Here is a 16150-nt window from a genome sequence, read left to right as displayed (position 1 = left end):
CGTTCTCACAGGCTACACCCATATATGTCGGTATCGAGAAATAGACTGCATCGTGACACGCGTCGGCCAGCCCTGCCGGTGTGAGTGGGGCGGGACATAATGGGGGCGTGGTGCGAACCTACCGAGACCGCGGCGTCGTCTTGCGGACCTATCCGATCGGCGAAGCCGACCGGGTCGTCGTCGTGCTCAGCCTCGAGCACGGCCAGGTCCACGCCGTCGCCAAGGGCGTGCGACGCACGACGTCGCGGTTCGGCTCGCGCCTGGAGGCCCTGTCGGTCATCGACTTTCAGGCCCATCGCGGCCGCAGCCTCGACACGTTGACCCAGGTTGAGACCGTCGCACCCCTGGGGATGCGCCTGGCCGCCGACTACGAGTCCTACACGGCCGGGACGGTCATGGCCGAGACCGCGCAGCGGCTGACGGGGGAGGATCCCGACACGGCGGCTCACTATCGCCTGCTGTATGGAGCCCTGGGCGCGCTCGATCGCCGCGTCAGCGATCCGCGGATCCTCCTGTCGTCTTACCTGCTGCGCGTGCTGGCGATCGCCGGGTGGGCACCGGCCCTCGATCACTGCGCGACGTGCGGGCGCGGCGAGGGCCTCGTCGCGTTTTCGCTCTCGGGCGGCGGCGCGCTGTGCGAGTCGTGTCAGGGGTTGGGGGCCCAGCGCATCCGCGCGGACGTCCTGGCCCTCCTGGTTCTGCTCGCCCGCGGGGATTGGGCCGGGATCGGCACTCCCTCCGAGGCGCTCATCGCCCGATGTGCCCGGCTCGCCTCGACGTGGACGCAGTGGCAGTTGGAGCGACGACTGAAGTCCGTCGCCGTGTGGGAGCGCGGCGCGTAGCGAGGAGGCAGCATGGATCAGCACCGACACGTCCCCGGCCCCGGCGCCGGCACCTCGACGTGCCCGCCGTTGGGAAAGGTGCCCGCCCACGTCGCCCTCATCATGGACGGCAACGGTCGCTGGGCGAACGCCCGGGGTCTGCCACGCACCGAGGGGCATCTCGCCGGCGAGGTCGCCCTCATGGACACGATCGCCGGGGCCATCGAGGCCGGTGTGACGGCGCTGAGCGTGTACGCGTTTTCGACCGAGAACTGGCGTCGCTCACCCGCCGAGGTCCGCTTCCTCATGGGGTATTCGCGCGATGTGTTGCGCCGGCGCCGCGACGAGTTGGATGCCTGGGGCGTGCGCGTGCGCTGGTCGGGACGTCCCCAGCGGCTGTGGCGCTCGGTGATCGCCGAACTACGCGAGGCGGAAGAACGCACCCGCGCAAACACGACCCTCGACCTGGTCATGTGCGTCAACTACGGCGGGCGGGCCGAACTCGTCGACGCGGCGCGCGCACTCGCTCGCGAGGCGGCAGACGGTGCCATCAAACCCGAGCGGATCGGGGAGAAGAGCCTACAGCGCCACCTCTACGTTCCCGACCTGCCCGACGTCGACCTCATGGTGCGCACGTCGGGCGAGCAGCGGACCTCGAATTATCTGCCCTGGCAGGCGGCCTACGCCGAACTCATCTTCGCTCCCGAGCCGTGGCCCGACTACAACCGCGCCTGTCTGTGGCGCGACATCGCCGCCTACGGGTCACGCCAGCGCCGGTTCGGCGGGGCCGTCGACGCAGTGGAGGGACAGCAGGGCGCCTAGCTGTCGTCGGAGTCGGCGCAGGAGGTGCACAGGCCGAACAGGTCGGCTGAGTGCTCGGCCTCGGCGAATCCGTGTTCGGCAAACAGCCGCTCCAGCTGAGTCTCGACCGCCTCATCGGCGACGTCACGCGTCATTCCGCACGAGCGGCAGATGAGGTGGTAGTGCGGGGACTCCTGGTGCTGGCAGCGGCGGTAGAGGGCCTCGCCGTCCTGATTGTGGATGACGTCGACGAGGTGGGCATCGGCCAGCGCCGTGAGGTTGCGGTACACCGTGGCCAGCCCGATCGACGTGCCCTCGTGAATGAGGCGGTGATGGATGTGCTGGGCCGAGAGGAACTCCGTCGAATCGTTGAGAAGGCGCTCAACTGCCGAGCGTTGCCGGGTCTTCCGGCTGGCTGCCATGGGGGTCCTCTCTGCTCAGGGATCGCGGCAATTATCGCACGCGAGTGCGCCCGTGTCGCTTCCTGTCTGCGTGTGCGCGCAGATTAGCGGCGACGAAGACGCGCGAAAGAGGGCTGAATCCCGGCGGCCACGAAGTAGATGACGATGAGGATGACGACGATCGTTGCGCCCGAGGACAGGGGGTAGATGTAGGACAGGACGAGGCCGAGGACGCACACGACGAGCCCGAGGCCCTGGGCCAGGCGCATCGTCGAGCGGAACGACGGCATGAACAGCTGCGCGACGGCGACGGGGACGATCATCAGCGCCGAGACGAGGAGGACCCCGACAACGCGCATCGCGGTGGCCACCGTCAGCGCCGACGTGATGGCGACGAGCATCGTCAATGCCACGACGGGCAGCCCCTGGGCGGTGGCGAATTCCTCGTCATGGGTGAGCGAAAACAGTGCCGGTCGCAGGCCGATGCCGACCCCCAACAAGACGACGGCCAGCGCGATCGTCCACCACACGTCCGTCCACGACACCGAGGCGATGGAGCCGAACAGATAGGAATTGAGGTTCCCCGTCGACCCGCCGGCGAGCCCCATGAGGAGGACACCGCCGGCGATCCCGCCGTAAAACAGCAGCGCGAGCGCGAGGTCACCCGTCGCCGAGCCGCGCCGGCGCACGACCTCGATGATGATGGACCCGGCCACCGCGGTCACCATGGCTCCAGGGATGGCCAGCGCCCCGGGATCGGCGGTGCCCAGCCAGCTGCCGATGAGCCACCCCAGGGCGACGCCGGTCAGCGACACGTGCCCGATCCCGTCGCCGAGCAGCGACAGGCGGCGTTGCACGAGGTAGGTGCCGATGATCGGGGCGCTCACCCCGACGAGGACGGCGACGATGACCGAGCGCGCCATGAACGGCGAGGTGAGCATGCGCTCCCACAGCTGGGGGTCGAACAGGGGGGAAAGGGCGGTCACACTAGTCCTTGAGGTCGGGGGTGCGCGGGTGTGCGGTCGCGCTCGCGTGCGGGTGCACGTGGTCGTGATCGGGATGGTCGTGGCCGGGCTCGGGCGGGTGCGGCGGCCCGACCGAGACGACGCGGCCTCCGTCGAGGGTGATCGCGTAGTCGAGCAGATCGTCCAGGGCACCGGTCTCGTGGAGGACGATGAGGCTCGTCACCCCCTCGGCCTTCATCTGCGCGATCGTGTGGGCGAGGGAATCTTTCGAGGACGAATCGATGCCCGCCAGCGGCTCGTCGAGAATGAGCATCTCGGGCTCGCGCACGAGCGCGCGGGCGATGAGGAGGCGTTGGGCCTGGCCGCCGGAAAACGTGTGAACGGTATCGTTTTCGCGCTTCTCCAGGCCGACGCGGGCCAGCGCCCGGCGCGCCTTCGCGGTGTCGCTGGTGCGCGCGAACAGGCGGCCGGGGCCGAGCAGGCCCGCGCGCACGACCTCGATCGCCGTCGACGGCACGCCCCCGCCCGCGTGAATGCGTTGGGGGACGTAGCCGATGCGGCGCAGGACCCGGCGCGCGCCGCGAGCAGACGTATCCGTGCCGAAGAAGGATACCCGCCCCGACTCGATCGGGTTGATGCCGACGAGCGCCTTGACGAGCGTCGACTTCCCCGATCCGTTGGCGCCCATGAGCGCGACGGTGTCGCCGTGGTCAACGCACAGGCTCACGCCGTGCAAGATGGCGGTCGAGCCGAGGGTGACGTGGAGGTCGTCGACCTCCAGGGCAGGCGTCACTTCGCCGGCTGGCACTGCATGGCCTCAGACAGGCTCGCGAGGTTGGATTCCATAACGGCAATGTAGTCCTTCGACGAATCCGTCTGCGTCTCGAGCGGATCGAGAACCTTCGTCGTGATCCCCAGCTGCTTCGCCAGCGTCTGCGAGTCCTTGGCGTTGAGGGCCGATTCCGAGAACAGGACCGAGACGTGGTTGTCCTGAGCGACCTTTGCCACGGCCTCGAGGCGCTTCGCCGAGGTCTCCTGCTCGGGGTTGATCCCCGAGACGCCGACCTGGGTGAAGTGATACTGATCGGCCATGTAGCCGTAGGCCTCGTGGGCGACGACGATCGTCGGGGTCTGGCAGTTGGTCAGGGTCTTCGCGTACTTGTCGTCGAGCTTCGTCAGCGATTCGCGCAGCTTCTCGCCGTTGGCCTTGTAGTCGGCGGCGTGAGCCTTGTCGGCCTGCGAGAGCGACTCGACGATGGGGTCGATCGCGTCGGCGTAGAGGTGGGGATCCAGCCAGAAGTGGGGATCCTTCGACCCGTGGTGGTGATGTCCCGCGTGATCGTGGTCACCGTGATCGTGATCGGCGTGGTCGTGGTCCGCCTCGTCGTGCTCATCGGCGTCGCCGTCGGCCTCATCGACACCGGACTCGTGCTGCTCGATGGGAACGAGGTCGACGTGGTCGGCGACGTCGACGACGCGCGCGGGTTTCGCCTGCTCAATGGCCTCGTCCACGCTGGGTTGGAACTCCTTCTCGTAGATGACGACGTCAGCGTTGGCGACGTCGTCGACCTGGGAGGCCGACAGCTCGGCGTCGTGAGCCTCGCCCGAGGGGGTGAGGTTGGTGATCGACACGTGGTCGCCGCCGATCTGCTCGGCCAGATAGGCGAGAGGGTAGAAGGAGGCGACGACGGAGACCTCGCCGGACGACGCCGACGAGGTCGACTTCGCGGTGGAGTCGGCGCCCTGCGAGCAGCCGACGAGAGCGAGCGCCGCCGTGGCGAGCGCGGCGGGAAAAGCGCAATAACGGAACTTCATAAGGCGTACTATAACCATTCCTAATAAGGCCGCCAAGGCAAGCGAGGCACTCGTGTGCGGGCCCCGCTCAGTGCCCGGGGCTTGAGCCGCTACACTGAGGGCGACCCGCCAGCCAGGCGTGGCCAGCTTTTCTCAAGGAGATCGATCGACAGTGGCACCTGCACCTTCCCGCCTCGATGCCGTCATCAACCTCGCGAAGCGGCGCGGTTTCGTCTACCCGTGCGGCGAGATCTACGGCGGCACCCGTTCCGCGTGGGACTACGGCCCCCTGGGCGTGGAGCTGAAGGAGAACATCAAGCGCCAGTGGTGGAACCGCGTCGTGCGCCAGCGCGCCGACGTCGTCGGCCTCGACTCCTCGGTCATCCTGCCGCCGAAGGTGTGGGAAGCCTCCGGCCACGTCAAGGCCTTCACCGATCCGCTGGTGGAGTCCCTGCACACGCACAAGCGCTACCGCGCCGACGAGCTCATGGAGGCCTACGAGGCCAAGCACGGCCACCCGCCCGTCAACGGCATGGCCGACATCAACGATCCCGACACCGGCCAGCCGGGGGCGTGGACCGAGCCGAAGGCGTTCTCGGGCCTGCTCAAGACGTTCCTCGGGCCGGTCGACGACGAATCGGGACTGCACTATCTGCGCCCCGAGACCGCGCAGGGAATCTTCGTCAACTTCGCCAACGTCATGACGAGCGCGCGCATGAAGCCGCCGTTCGGCATCGGCCAGATCGGCAAGTCGTTCCGCAACGAGATCACCCCGGGCAACTTCATCTTCCGCACCCGCGAGTTCGAGCAGATGGAGCTGGAGTTCTTCGTCGCCCCCGGCACCGACGAGGAGTGGCACCAGTACTGGATCGACGAGCGCCTGGCCTGGTACACCGACCTCGGCATCGAGCGCGATCACCTGCGCCTGTACGAGCACCCGCAGGAGAAGCTCTCGCACTACTCCAAGCGCACGGTCGATATCGAGTACACGTTCGGCTTCGCCGGCTCCCAGTGGGGCGAGCTCGAAGGCATCGCCAACCGCACCGACTACGACCTCGGCGTGCACATGGAGGCCTCGGGCCAGCACCTCGACTACTTCGATCAGGCTAGCGGCGAGCGCTGGGTGCCCTACGTCATCGAGCCGTCCGCGGGCCTCACGCGTTCCCTCATGGCCTTTCTCGTCGACGCCTACTGCGAGGACGAGGCCCCGAACACCAAGGGCGGGGTCGACAAGCGCACCGTCCTCAAGCTCGATCCGCGTCTGTCGCCCGTCAAGGTCGCCGTGTTGCCGCTGTCGCGCAAGGACGAGCTCACGGGCCCGGCCTCTGAGCTGGCCGCGAGCCTGCGCAAGCACTGGAACGTCGACTACGACCAGGCCGGTGCCGTCGGACGCCGCTACCGCCGCCAGGACGAGATTGGTACCCCGCTGTGCGTGACCTACGACTTCGATTCGGTGAACGATGACGCGGTGACGGTGCGCGATCGCGACACGATGGCCCAGGAGCGCGTCAAGCTCGCCGAGCTCGAGTCCTACCTGGCCGCCAAGCTCATCGGCGCGTAATCGATGCACGTTCACGCCGGCGAGACGAGGAGCGATCTCGCGCCCCGCGCACGACGCCGGGCGCGGATCGTCCTCGCCGCGATCGTCGCGCCGCTGCTCATCGCGACGATTGTTGGCCTCGTCATCCTCCATCCCGGCCACGCGACGCGGATCGGCTCGCTGCCCGAGATCGCCCAGGGGATGGAATCCGCGAGCGTGCGCGTCGTCGACAAGCCGCTCTCGCAGTGCCAGCTTGAGGGCGTCGAGACGGACGAGAGCGGCAGCCTGTTGCAGTCGGCGGTGTGCGCGACCGTGCTCAACGGCCAGGGCGCGGGAATGACGGTGCCCGTCCACGTGCCGCCGGAATACACCAACGACATCCACGTCGGCACGGTCATCAAGGTGCTCTACAACCCCAACCAGGTCATGCAGGGCACGCCCTACCTGTTCTGGGACATCGAACGCAGCCTGCCGATGTGGCTGCTGGCGGCCGTCTACGTCGTCCTCGTCGTCGCCGTCGCGGGCAAGCGCGGCTTCGCCGCCCTGGTCGGCCTGCTGGCGTCGAGCCTCGTCCTCATCGGCTTCGTTGTTCCCGCGCTCATGGCGGGTTCCTCGCCGCTGGCCGTGACGATCGTCGGGGCCGCGGCGATGCTGTTCGTCTCCGTCTACCTCGCCCACGGGGTGACGATCCGCACGACGATGGCCCTGCTGGGCACATTCGTCGGCCTCGGCGTGACGATTCTGCTGGCCCTGTGGGGCGTGCGCGCGGCCACCCTGTAGGGGGCCACCAGCGAGGACGCCCTGACGCTGTTCACATACTTCCCCAAGATGTCGCTGTCGTCCCTGCTCACGTGCGGAATCGTCATCGCCGCGCTGGGCGCTCTCAACGACGTGACGATCACCCAGGTCTCGGCCGTGTGGGAGCTCCAGGCCGCCAATCCCCACATGGGGCGGTGGCGGCTGTTCTCGCGGGCGATGCGGATCGGGTCGGACCACATCGCCTCGACCGTGTACACGCTGGCCTTTGCCTACGCCGGCACGGCGTTGCCGACCCTCATCCTCGCGATGATGGTCGACCGCCCCATCGGCTCTTTGCTGGTCGCCGGCGACATCGCCGAGGAGGTCGTGCGCACCCTCGTCGCTTCGATCGGCCTCATCCTTGCCATCCCGTTGACAACGGGACTGGGCACTCTACTGGCCAGCGCTGTCGGCGGCGACGCCGGTAAGCGCGCGCACGCGCCCTCGGCGCCGCTGGAGTCGCGCGAGAACATGTGGGAGGTCGAGCTTGGCGAGCGCCGCTGAGCCAGCCATGCGCCTGGGGCCGATCGGCCTGGGCACGCCGATGGTGCTCGCCCCCATGGCGGCGGTCACCAACGCGCCGTTTCGCCGTGCCTGCCGCAGCCACGCCCTGCGTGCGCTCGCCGAACTTGGCCGCGACACTCACGCCAGCCCGACGTGGGCGCCGGCCGGGCTGTACGTGTGCGAGATGATCACCGCCCGCGCCCTCGTCGAGGACCGGGAATCGACGTGGCGTCTCGTCGCCGCCGACCCCGATGAGACGCCGCGATCGGTTCAGCTCCACGGCGTCGACCCGGCGACGATGGGGGAAGCCGCGCGGCTGCTCGTGTCGCGGGGGCTGGCCCACCACGTCGATATCAACTTCGGCTGCCCGGTCCCCAAGATCACCCGCAAGGGCGGGGGATCGGCCCTGCCGTGGAAGACGAGCCGCTTTGTCGCCATCATCGAGGCCGTCATCGCCGGCGCTCGTGCGGGCTCCGAACAGGCCGGCCTCGGCTTCATCGCGCCGGTGAGCGTGAAAATCCGCTCGGGCATTGACGACGACCACCGCGTCGACATCGACGCGGGCCTGGCCGCCCAAGACGCCGGAGCCGCCGCCGTGTGCCTGCACGCGCGCACGACCGCCGAGTACTACTCGGGATCCGCGCACTGGGACCACATCGGCGCCCTCGTCGAGGTCCTCGACATCCCCGTCCTTGGCAACGGCGACATCGGGTCGGCCGAGGACGCCCTGGCGATGCGCGACGAGACGGGGTGTGCCGGCGTCGAGGTCGGGCGCGGAGCACAGGGCCGGCCATGGATCTTCGCCGACATCGCCCACGCGCTCGCGGGGTCCCCTCGCCGGTCTCGTCCCAGCTCGGACGAGGTCATCGACATGATCCGCACCCATGCCCGCGACCTTGCGCAGTGGGGTGGCGACGAGGGCCACGCCATGCGCGACCTGCGCAAGCACCTGGGCTGGTACCTGCGCGGCTTCCGGGTCGGCGGCGACGTTAAGCGACGACTCGCCCGGGTGGGATCGCTGGCCGAACTCGACGACATCCTCGGCGAGATCGAGCCGGCTCAGCCCTACCCGGCCGCGGCCGAGGGACTGCACGGGCGCACGGGACACTCCAGGCGACCCAAGCTCCCCGAGGGCTGGCTGGACACCCGCGAGGTCGACGCGCAGGCGATGGCCGTCCTCGAGCGCGCCGCCCTCGAGGGCGAGTTCTCCTACTAGGCCCCGGCAAGGGTGAAGCTGCGTCGGTAGGTCCGCGGCGTGACCCCGGCGTATTCGCGGAAGCGGCGGTTGAAGTTCGACAGGGACGTAAATCCGCTGGCGTAGCAGATCTCGCTCACGGGGCTATCGGTCGTGCGCAGCAGGCGGCAGGCCTCAATGAGTCGTAAACGGTTGAGCGTGTGAGTGAATCCGCACGTCGTTGCGCGGGTGAGGAGGCGAGAGACCGACGATTCCGACAGGGCGAGGTGGGCGGCGAGATCACTCAGCCGCAGGGGCTCGCGCAGGTGCGTGAGCATGTAGTCGAGCGCAGCCGTATAGAGCATGTCGTCGTCGTCGGACAGGGCCGCGCCACCTTCGGGGTCGATAAGGGTGCACTCGCCGTCGGGAGCATGCGCAAGGATGCTCACGAGCTCGAGAAGGGTGAGGAAGCGCTCGGTACCGCGCGTCGCGGGCATTGTCCTCAAGAGGTCGGCCCCGGCGTGTGCGGTGGCCCCGGAGAAGACGAACCCTTGGCGCCCGCGGTCGATGAATTCGGCCAGCTCAGTGAGATCGGGAGCCAGCGTCGCGAGGTCGCGGAAGAAATTCTGCGCAATATGAACGGCGATGTCGCGGCGAGGCACCGTCTGTCCCTCGCTGAGGACAGAGACCCAATTGTGAGGCAGGTTCGCGCCGACGAGGAAGAGACTTCCCGGGGTGAAGACCGTGGCCGTCGAGCCGATGAGAGCCGTCCCCGACGACGCCGTGAGGAGGTGGATTTCGATTTCGGGATGGTGGTGCCAGCGCGCCAGGGGGGGGGGAAATCGTGTGTGAACCAGTGGAAGCCCCCGTCGAGGAGGATGAGTTCGCGTACGGCGGACGGTTCGGGATGCTCAGACATGGCAGGGTCTTTCCGGTGGCGTGCGGGCAGTGTATCCGTGCCCGCACGCCACCGCGTGCGATACGCCGCAGAGAATTACTCGAAACAGATCTGGAGTTTCGTGTCTGTCGGGCGCGCTTGTGCGCCACGGTCGAAGGCGTCGACGACGTCGTCGAAGCAGAAGGTGGTGGTGACGAGGCGGGAAAGGTCGAGTGAGGGCGATGCCGCCATGTCGATGGCCTTGGGATAGACGTTTGCGTAGCGGAAGACGTTTTCGATTCGCAGCTCTCTGGCCTGCGCGGCGGTGATGTTGTAGGGGACGTCATCGTCGGTGGGAATGCCAACGATGACCACCGTCCCCCCGGGGGCCGGCAACTCCCAGAGGTTGCTGAACGGTGCGCTGGCTCCCGAGCATTCACAGACAACCTGCGGACCCCACCCGCCTGTGTGGGCGTCAAGGACCTCGCTCAGTGAGGTCGTCGCGGCGTTGCAGGTGATGATTCCCGGCACTTCCGCGATGAGTGCGAGTTTCTCGTCGGCAATGTCGGTGACGATGACTCGCGAGGCGCCGCCGGCGAGCGCGGCGAGCGCTGTGAGGATCCCGATCGTGCCGCAACCGATGACGGCGGCGACGTCTCCGGGCCGGATCTGCGCTTTCGTCGCCGAGTGGACCGCGACGGCGAACGGCTCGATGAGGGCGCCTTCGGCGTACGACAGAGCGTCCGGTAGCGCGAAGGTGAACGCGGCGGGATGAATGACTTCCTCGGCAAGGCAGCCATCGACCGGAGGGGTAGCCCAGAAGCGAACGTCGGGATCAATGTTGTACCGGCCCTCAAGGGTGGCCCTCGAGCGCGGATTGGGGATACCGGGCTCCATGCAGACGCGCTGGCCGGGGGAGAGGTGCGTCACCCCCTCGCCGACGGCGAGGACGGTTCCGGAGCCTTCGTGGCCGAGAACCATCGGTTCTTCCACGACGTAGGGGCCGATGCGCCCGTGCGTGTAGTAGTGGACGTCCGACCCGCAGATCCCCACGGTGTGCATCTTGATGAGGACCTCTCCCGGACCGGGCTGACCGGGATGGGGGATCGTGTCAATGCGGAGATCACCTTTGCTGTGCAGGACGGCGGCTTTGATGGTGTGAGACATGAGTGTCCTTTCTGGGGTGGGGGTTAGGCGCGAGCGTTCGCACGCTCGGCGCGCGGCAGACTGCGGCCGGTCTCGTCGGTGATACCGGGCTGGTACGGGCGGATGATGAAGGTCAGGGCAAAGCCGAGGAGGAACAGGCCGCAGTAGGTCCAGAGAACTCCCTGGGGGCCGATAAGGGGCAAAAGAACGGTGGCGATGCCCGGGCCGATAAACGTTGTCAGGCCGGAGGCCAGGTTATGGGCCGAAATCGCGGCGCCGGGATGATTCGGGGCAAGCGCGGGAAAGATCGCGCCCATGGGGACGAAGGCCGTGACAGAGCAGCCGAAGAGGACGGCAGCACCCAGGAGGGCAAGATCGGAACCCTCGCTGAGGCGCGGGCCATAACCGAACGCAAGCGTGGCGAGGATCATTCCGCCGAAGCCAAACCAGCGCATTTGGCGCATCCATCCGAATTTGTCGCCGAGTCTGCCCCACACGACGTTGGCGACGAGGCAGATGGCGCTCATCAGGGCCCACGCCCGCATCCACTCTTCCTGGGTGTACCACTCACGCGAGTCGGCGATTTTGCCGGTGAGATACAGGGGCATGAGCATGGGGAATCCGTACATGGTGATGTTGCACAGCACGCGGATGACGACGGCACGGGCGATCTGGGGGTTCTCCACGAGGATGGTCACCCCACGAAGGAGCTCGCGTATGTTGTCCTCGCCCTCATCGGCGCTCGGCCTCGTATGGGAAGGCACGCCGATCGCACACAGGATCGTGCCGGCGGCAACGAAGACCGGGGACAGCCACAGGGTTCCCAATTCACCGATCTGAGGGACGGTGAGTGAGGGGAGGTAGGCGCCCAGCGTTCCCAATCCGAAGGAGAACGCGGTCCAAAACCACCCCATCGCGGAAGCCAGCCGGGCGGGCGGAACGGACGTCGCGATGAGAACGACGAAGGAATACATGAGAGCGGGTAGGACAGTCCCCGCAGGCCGTAGGTGAGGATCGCCGCGAGCGGTGAGCCCAAGCCAATGGTGAGGAAGATGATGTGAAGGATGATCCAGCTCACCCCGCCGATGAGCATGAGTCGCTTGGCGCCGTACCTTTCCGCGAGGACACCTGTGGTCCATGCGGAGAACCCGGCGAGCAGCCCGTAGACGGTGAAGACTGCTCCTGCTGATGTCGGGGCAAAGCCCTGTTCGACGACGAGAAAATGCGACAGGAAAGTCAGATCGAAGCCGTCGCCCGCCATGAAGATTGCGAGCGCGACGTATCCAAGAAGTAGCTTTTTGGGGATTCCGAACAACACGGCCCTCTCCTTTGTGAGCTGTTTGAGAATCAACCTGCCTTCAGTGTCGGCGGGAGTAGCCGCTGCAAAATAGCGGGTGTGCGCGCAAGTTTCTGGTACTTTCATGCACGCGCTTGTCGAGGTGGAGCGCGACCTCGGATGCTGGGTCACGGCAGGGGTTTCCGCGCTCGTGGCGGCGCCGATAGTGTTAAACCATGAGCGTTCTGCCCCTGCCCGCGAGCTACGACGCCGCCGACCGCGAGCGCTACGTCGCCGAGGACCGCAAGTCGGCGGCGCGCACGGACTTCGAGCGCGATCGCGCTCGCATCATGTATTCCTCGGCGATGCGCCGGCTGGGCGCGAAGACGCAGGTGCTCGGGCCGTCCTCGGACGATTTTGTCCGCACCCGGCTCACCCACTCGATCGAGGTCTCGCAGGTGGGCCGTGCGCTCGGGCGCGAGGTGGGGGCCGACCCCGACGTCGTCGACGCCGCATGCCTGGCGCACGACCTGGGCCACCCGCCCTTCGGGCACAACGGGGAGCGGGCGCTCAACCACGTGGCCGCGTCGTGCGGGGGATTCGAGGGCAACGCCCAGACGTTTCGCCTGCTCACCCGGTTGGAGCCGAAGAAGATGGACGGGGCGGGGCGCCCGGTCGGCCTCAACCTGACCCGGGCGAGCCTGGACGCCGTCGCGAAGTATCCGTGGGTCGCCGGCGAGGGGCCGGATCCCGAGTATTCGGCGCGGAAGTATTCCGTGTACGCCGATGACGTGCGCATCTTCGAATGGGTGCGCGAGGGGGCGCCGCGCGGGCGGCGCACGCTCGAGGCGCAGATCATGGATATCTCGGACGACATCGCCTATTCCGTCCACGACGTCGAGGACGCGATCCGGGCGCGCAAGCTCGACCCCAGCGTCATCCGCGACGACGCCCAGCGCGAGGCCGTGTGGCGCTCGACGCAAAAATGGTACGGCCCCCAGATCACGATGGACGAACTCGACGCCGCCCTCGATCGGCTCGTACGTTCGGGGTTCCTGCTGAGCAGTTTCGGTGAGTCCTACCGCGATCTTGCCGCGCTCAAAGACATGACGTCGGCGATGATCGGGCGCCTGTGCGACGCCGTCGTCGAGGCGACGCGCCCCGAGGGGCACGAGGGCGGGCTGCACCGCTACGACTGCGACCTCGTCGTCCCGCGTCAGACCCGAGCCGAGATCCAGGCGCTCAAGGGCTTGGCGGTCCACTTCGTCATGGCCCCGCGCGAGCTCGAGCCCGTCTATTTGCGCCAGCGCACCCTCATCTTCGACCTCGTCGATGCCCTCGTGGAGGCGCGCGGACGCCACCTCGAGGCGCCCTATCGCGAGCAGTGGGAGGTCGCCGAGGACGACGCGGCGCGGCTGCGCGCGGTCATCGACCAGGTGGCCGCGTTCACCGATCACGCCGCCCACCAGTGGCACGCGCGCTACTGCGGAATGTTCTCGGCGGTGTAGGCCCGAGGCTTCGTCCTATCATGGAGGCGTGGCTGGCCTGATTGATCGCGACGACATCGATGCGGTGCGCGAGAGGTGCCGCATCGACGAGATCGTCGGCGAGCACGTCACCTTGAAACGCGCGGGCATCAATTCCCTGAAGGGACTGTGCCCCTTCCACGACGAGCGCACCCCGTCGTTCCACATCGACCCCGTCAAGGGGCGCTGGCACTGCTTTGGCTGCAACGAGGGCGGGGACACGATCGAATTCGCCATGCGCTTCTTCTCGCTGAGCTTCGTCGAGGCCGTCGAGATGCTGGCCGAGCGCTACGGCATCGAACTGCACCGCAGCGAGGACGGCGGCAAGGGCCGGGAGCGCATGTCGACTCGGCGCGCCATCGCGGCGGCCAACGACGCGGCGCAGAAGTTCTTCGCCGAGGCGCTCAACAGCCCCGAGGCCGGCACCGCGCGCGTGTTCCTCGCCGAGCGCGGTTTCGGCGCGGACGTCGCCGCGGCTTACGGGCTGGGCTACGCCCCGAACAGCTGGGACCGCCTACTCACCCACCTGCGCAAACAGGGCTTCATCGAGGCCGAACTCGAGGCCTCGGGGCTGTTCAGCCGCGGCCAGCGCGGCCTCTACGACCGCTTCCGCGACCGCCTGATCTTTCCCATCACATCGGTGACCGGCCAGGTCGTCGGCTTCGGCGCGCGCAAGCTCGGCGACGACGAGGGGCCCAAATACCTGAACACGCCCGAGACCGAGCTGTACCAAAAATCGCAGGTCCTCTACGGCCTCGACCGTGCGCGCAAGGCCATCAGCCGCTCGCGTCAGGTCGTCGTCGTCGAGGGCTACACCGACGTCATGGCCGCCCACCTCGCCGGGATCCCCACCGCGGTCGCCACGTGCGGCACGGCGTTCGGCGAGGGCCACGTCAAGACCGTGCGCCGCCTGCTCAGCGATTCGGCGGACCGGGCGGCGGGCGTCGTCCTCAGCAGTGGCCGGGCGCGCGGGGGCGAAATCATCTTCACCTTCGACGGCGACGAGGCCGGCCAAAAGGCCGCCCTGCGGGCCTTCCGCGAGGACCAGAGCTTCGCCGCCCAGACCTTCGTCGCCGTGGACCCCCAGGGCATGGACCCGTGCGAGGTCCGCCTCAACCGCGGCAACGACGACCTCAAACGCCTCATCTCCTCGCGCGAACCCCTGTTCGCCTTCGTCATCCGCACGACCCTGGCCTCGTGCGACCTCGACACCGCCGAGGGCCGCATCGCCGGCCTGCGCGCGTGTGCCCCCATCGTCGCCGGCATCCGTGACGACGCGCTCAGCCGCGAATACGCCCGCCAACTTGCCGGCTGGCTCGGCATGCCCGAAAACGAAGTGCGCTACGCCGTGCGCGCGGCCCGCCGCGGCGGGGGACACCCCGGCGCCGCGACGCCACCGCCACCGCAGGCGCGCCCCACCGCGCCCGACGACCCCATGACCCAGCTCGAGCGGCGCTGCCTCGCCGTCGTGTTGCAGTGCCCCGGTGAGATCGAGGGCCACGGCTTCGACCAGCTGCCGGCCGACGCCTTCCTCTCGCCGCTTTATCGCACCGTCCACGACACCATCCGCGCCATCGGCGGCATCGCCCGCTTCGCCGAGGTTCGCCAGGAGGCCGAGCAGCGCCTCGGCGTCGGGCGTGCCTCGCGCGAGGCCGCCGTGCGCCGGTGGTTCGGCGAAATCTGCGAAGCCGGCCAGGGTCTCGTTGACGACACGCTCTCGGCGCTCGCGGTCGAGCCGCTGCCGCTGGACCAGCCCGACAAGCTCGGCGACTACGCGCGCGGCATCGTCCAGGCCTTCCAGCGCAAGGCTCTCGTCCACGAGATGGGGGAGCTGCGCTCGCGGCTGTCCCGGCTGCGCGAGGACGATCCCGAGCGCCGCGCGATCGCCGAGCGCCTCGTCGAGCTCGAGCGGCGTCGGCGCGCCTACATGGCCCAGAGCTAGCCCGCGTGCGCAAGGTCACGACGCCGAATCGGGGCCGTTGCGGCGAAGATGCTAGGGTGGACCGTGCCGTCAAAGCCGGCCACGGATGCGTCATGCTCGGGAGAACCGGCCCCAAGCTCCGTGCAACAAGTTGTGTCAATTGAGGAGAAGCCTGTGTCGCTGCCCAAGGATGTCAAGGAACAGATCATTGCCGAGTACGCCACCCACCCCGGTGACACCGGCTCGCCCGAGGTTCAGGTCGCCCTGCTCAGCCGTCGGATCGCCGATCTGACCGAGCACTTCAAGACCCACCAGCACGACCACCACTCGCGTCGTGGCCTCATGCTCCTCGTCGGTCGCCGTCGCCGCCTGCTTGGCTACCTGCGCGAGATCGACATCGAACGTTACCGCTCGCTGATTCAGCGTTTGGGGCTGCGTCGGTAAGCGTGTCCGGCCCGGAATGACCTCGGTTGTTCCGGGCCGCTTTTCCATCCCCGCATTCGCTGCCGGTCCTCGGTAGTGGCCTACGGAGCCCCGTTCCGTGCGCCTCGATCGATGACCGTTAGGGATGCGGACCACCTGTCATCGTGAGAAAGAGAGTTCACC

At 68.0% G+C, this 16150-nt stretch carries 14 protein-coding genes and 2 pseudogenes; 8 read left to right on the top strand and 8 right to left on the bottom strand.

From position 1 onward, the window contains the following. Nucleotides 1-107 precede the first annotated feature (107 nt). Both recO and H8R18_RS05975 read left to right on the top strand, forming a co-directional pair. Nucleotides 108-842 carry a DNA repair protein RecO gene (gene recO, locus H8R18_RS05980; RefSeq protein ID WP_191071158.1) on the top strand — a complete coding sequence of 245 codons (735 nt, stop codon included), beginning with the start codon at nucleotides 108-110 and terminating at the stop codon, nucleotides 840-842. Between the two features lie 12 nt (nucleotides 843-854). Then, the gene (locus tag H8R18_RS05975; protein ID WP_191071157.1) at nucleotides 855-1643 is read left to right on the top strand and encodes an isoprenyl transferase; all 789 of its coding nucleotides are present in this window, start codon (nucleotides 855-857) and stop codon (nucleotides 1641-1643) included. On the opposite strand, the gene H8R18_RS05970 is transcribed toward H8R18_RS05975, so the two are convergent. The 4 genes from H8R18_RS05970 to H8R18_RS05955 form a co-directional block, all read right to left on the bottom strand. Further along, nucleotides 1640-2044, bottom strand: a complete 405-nt coding sequence (locus H8R18_RS05970) for a Fur family transcriptional regulator (RefSeq protein ID WP_194189196.1) — start codon at nucleotides 2042-2044, stop codon at nucleotides 1640-1642. The genes H8R18_RS05975 and H8R18_RS05970 overlap by 4 nt on opposite strands. An 83-nt stretch (nucleotides 2045-2127) precedes the next feature. After that, the gene (locus tag H8R18_RS05965; RefSeq protein WP_420826890.1) at nucleotides 2128-3009 is read right to left on the bottom strand and encodes a metal ABC transporter permease; all 882 of its coding nucleotides are present in this window, start codon (nucleotides 3007-3009) and stop codon (nucleotides 2128-2130) included. Between the two features lies 1 nt (nucleotide 3010). Further along, on the bottom strand, nucleotides 3011-3796 hold the full coding sequence (locus H8R18_RS05960; RefSeq protein ID WP_191071155.1) for a metal ABC transporter ATP-binding protein: 786 nt from the start codon (nucleotides 3794-3796) through the stop codon (nucleotides 3011-3013). Further along, a complete protein-coding gene (locus H8R18_RS05955) occupies nucleotides 3778-4803 on the bottom strand; it encodes a metal ABC transporter substrate-binding protein (RefSeq protein ID WP_191071154.1) in 1026 nt (341 codons plus the stop codon). The genes H8R18_RS05960 and H8R18_RS05955 overlap by 19 nt, the downstream gene beginning before the upstream one ends. A gap of 151 nt (nucleotides 4804-4954) precedes the next feature. On the opposite strand from H8R18_RS05955, the gene H8R18_RS05950 reads away from it, so the two are divergent. The 3 genes and pseudogenes from H8R18_RS05950 to dusB all read left to right on the top strand — a co-directional run bounded on the left by H8R18_RS05950 (nucleotide 4955) and on the right by dusB (nucleotide 8840). After that, nucleotides 4955-6343 (top strand): glycine--tRNA ligase, encoded by a 1389-nt coding sequence (locus tag H8R18_RS05950; protein WP_191071153.1) that lies wholly within the window; start codon nucleotides 4955-4957, stop codon nucleotides 6341-6343. 3 nt (nucleotides 6344-6346) lie between these two features. Next, nucleotides 6347-7624, top strand: a pseudogene (locus tag H8R18_RS09785) (YibE/F family protein). Further along, a complete protein-coding gene (gene dusB, locus H8R18_RS05935; protein ID WP_223875095.1) occupies nucleotides 7608-8840 on the top strand; it encodes a tRNA dihydrouridine synthase DusB in 1233 nt (410 codons plus the stop codon). The pseudogene H8R18_RS09785 and the gene dusB overlap by 17 nt, the downstream one beginning before the upstream one ends. Here dusB and H8R18_RS05930 read toward each other — a convergent pair. The 4 genes and pseudogenes from H8R18_RS05930 to H8R18_RS09990 form a co-directional block, all read right to left on the bottom strand. Continuing rightward, the gene (locus H8R18_RS05930) at nucleotides 8837-9460 is read right to left on the bottom strand and encodes an AraC family transcriptional regulator (protein ID WP_194189193.1); all 624 of its coding nucleotides are present in this window, start codon (nucleotides 9458-9460) and stop codon (nucleotides 8837-8839) included. The genes dusB and H8R18_RS05930 overlap by 4 nt on opposite strands. Nucleotides 9461-9792: 332 nt before the next feature. Next, entirely contained in the window at nucleotides 9793-10842 is a 1050-nt protein-coding gene (locus H8R18_RS05925) for an NAD(P)-dependent alcohol dehydrogenase (protein WP_191071150.1), read from the bottom strand. Between the two features lie 23 nt (nucleotides 10843-10865). After that, complete coding sequence (locus H8R18_RS05920) at nucleotides 10866-11795, bottom strand: MFS transporter (RefSeq protein WP_227712770.1); 930 nt, start codon at nucleotides 11793-11795, stop codon at nucleotides 10866-10868. Nucleotides 11796-11818: 23 nt separating this feature from the next. Continuing rightward, a pseudogene (locus tag H8R18_RS09990) lies at nucleotides 11819-12244 on the bottom strand (MFS transporter); the annotation flags it as partial. 89 nt (nucleotides 12245-12333) lie between these two features. Here H8R18_RS09990 and H8R18_RS05915 point away from each other — a divergent pair. The 3 genes from H8R18_RS05915 (at nucleotide 12334) to rpsO (ending at nucleotide 15988) form a co-directional block, all read left to right on the top strand. Next, a complete protein-coding gene (locus tag H8R18_RS05915) occupies nucleotides 12334-13605 on the top strand; it encodes a deoxyguanosinetriphosphate triphosphohydrolase (protein ID WP_191071149.1) in 1272 nt (423 codons plus the stop codon). Between the two features lie 28 nt (nucleotides 13606-13633). Further along, nucleotides 13634-15565: a DNA primase gene (gene dnaG, locus H8R18_RS05910; protein ID WP_191071148.1), complete on the top strand. Its 1932-nt coding sequence runs from the start codon at nucleotides 13634-13636 to the stop codon at nucleotides 15563-15565. Between the two features lie 153 nt (nucleotides 15566-15718). After that, entirely contained in the window at nucleotides 15719-15988 is a 270-nt protein-coding gene (rpsO, locus tag H8R18_RS05905; protein ID WP_191071147.1) for a 30S ribosomal protein S15, read from the top strand. The last annotated feature ends 162 nt before the right edge of the window (nucleotides 15989-16150 follow it).

The organism is Nanchangia anserum, from assembly GCF_015240065.1.
GTDB classification, from domain to species: Bacteria; Actinomycetota; Actinomycetes; order Actinomycetales; family Actinomycetaceae; genus Nanchangia; species Nanchangia anserum.
This window is presented reverse-complemented; position numbering and strand designations above follow the sequence as displayed.

What these genes read in the sequence shown, in the direction of transcription:
- H8R18_RS05975 (WP_191071157.1), top strand. Translation starts at nt 855, where the DNA reads ATGGATCAGCACCGACACGTCCCCGGCCCCGGCGCCGGCACCTCGACG.
- H8R18_RS05970 (WP_194189196.1), bottom strand. Translation starts at nt 2,044, where the DNA reads ATGGCAGCCAGCCGGAAGACCCGGCAACGCTCGGCAGTTGAGCGCCTT.
- H8R18_RS05955 (WP_191071154.1), bottom strand. Translation starts at nt 4,803, where the DNA reads ATGAAGTTCCGTTATTGCGCTTTTCCCGCCGCGCTCGCCACGGCGGCG.
- H8R18_RS05925 (WP_191071150.1), bottom strand. Translation starts at nt 10,842, where the DNA reads ATGTCTCACACCATCAAAGCCGCCGTCCTGCACAGCAAAGGTGATCTC.
- H8R18_RS05920 (WP_227712770.1), bottom strand. Translation starts at nt 11,795, where the DNA reads ATGTATTCCTTCGTCGTTCTCATCGCGACGTCCGTTCCGCCCGCCCGG.
- H8R18_RS05915 (WP_191071149.1), top strand. Translation starts at nt 12,334, where the DNA reads ATGAGCGTTCTGCCCCTGCCCGCGAGCTACGACGCCGCCGACCGCGAG.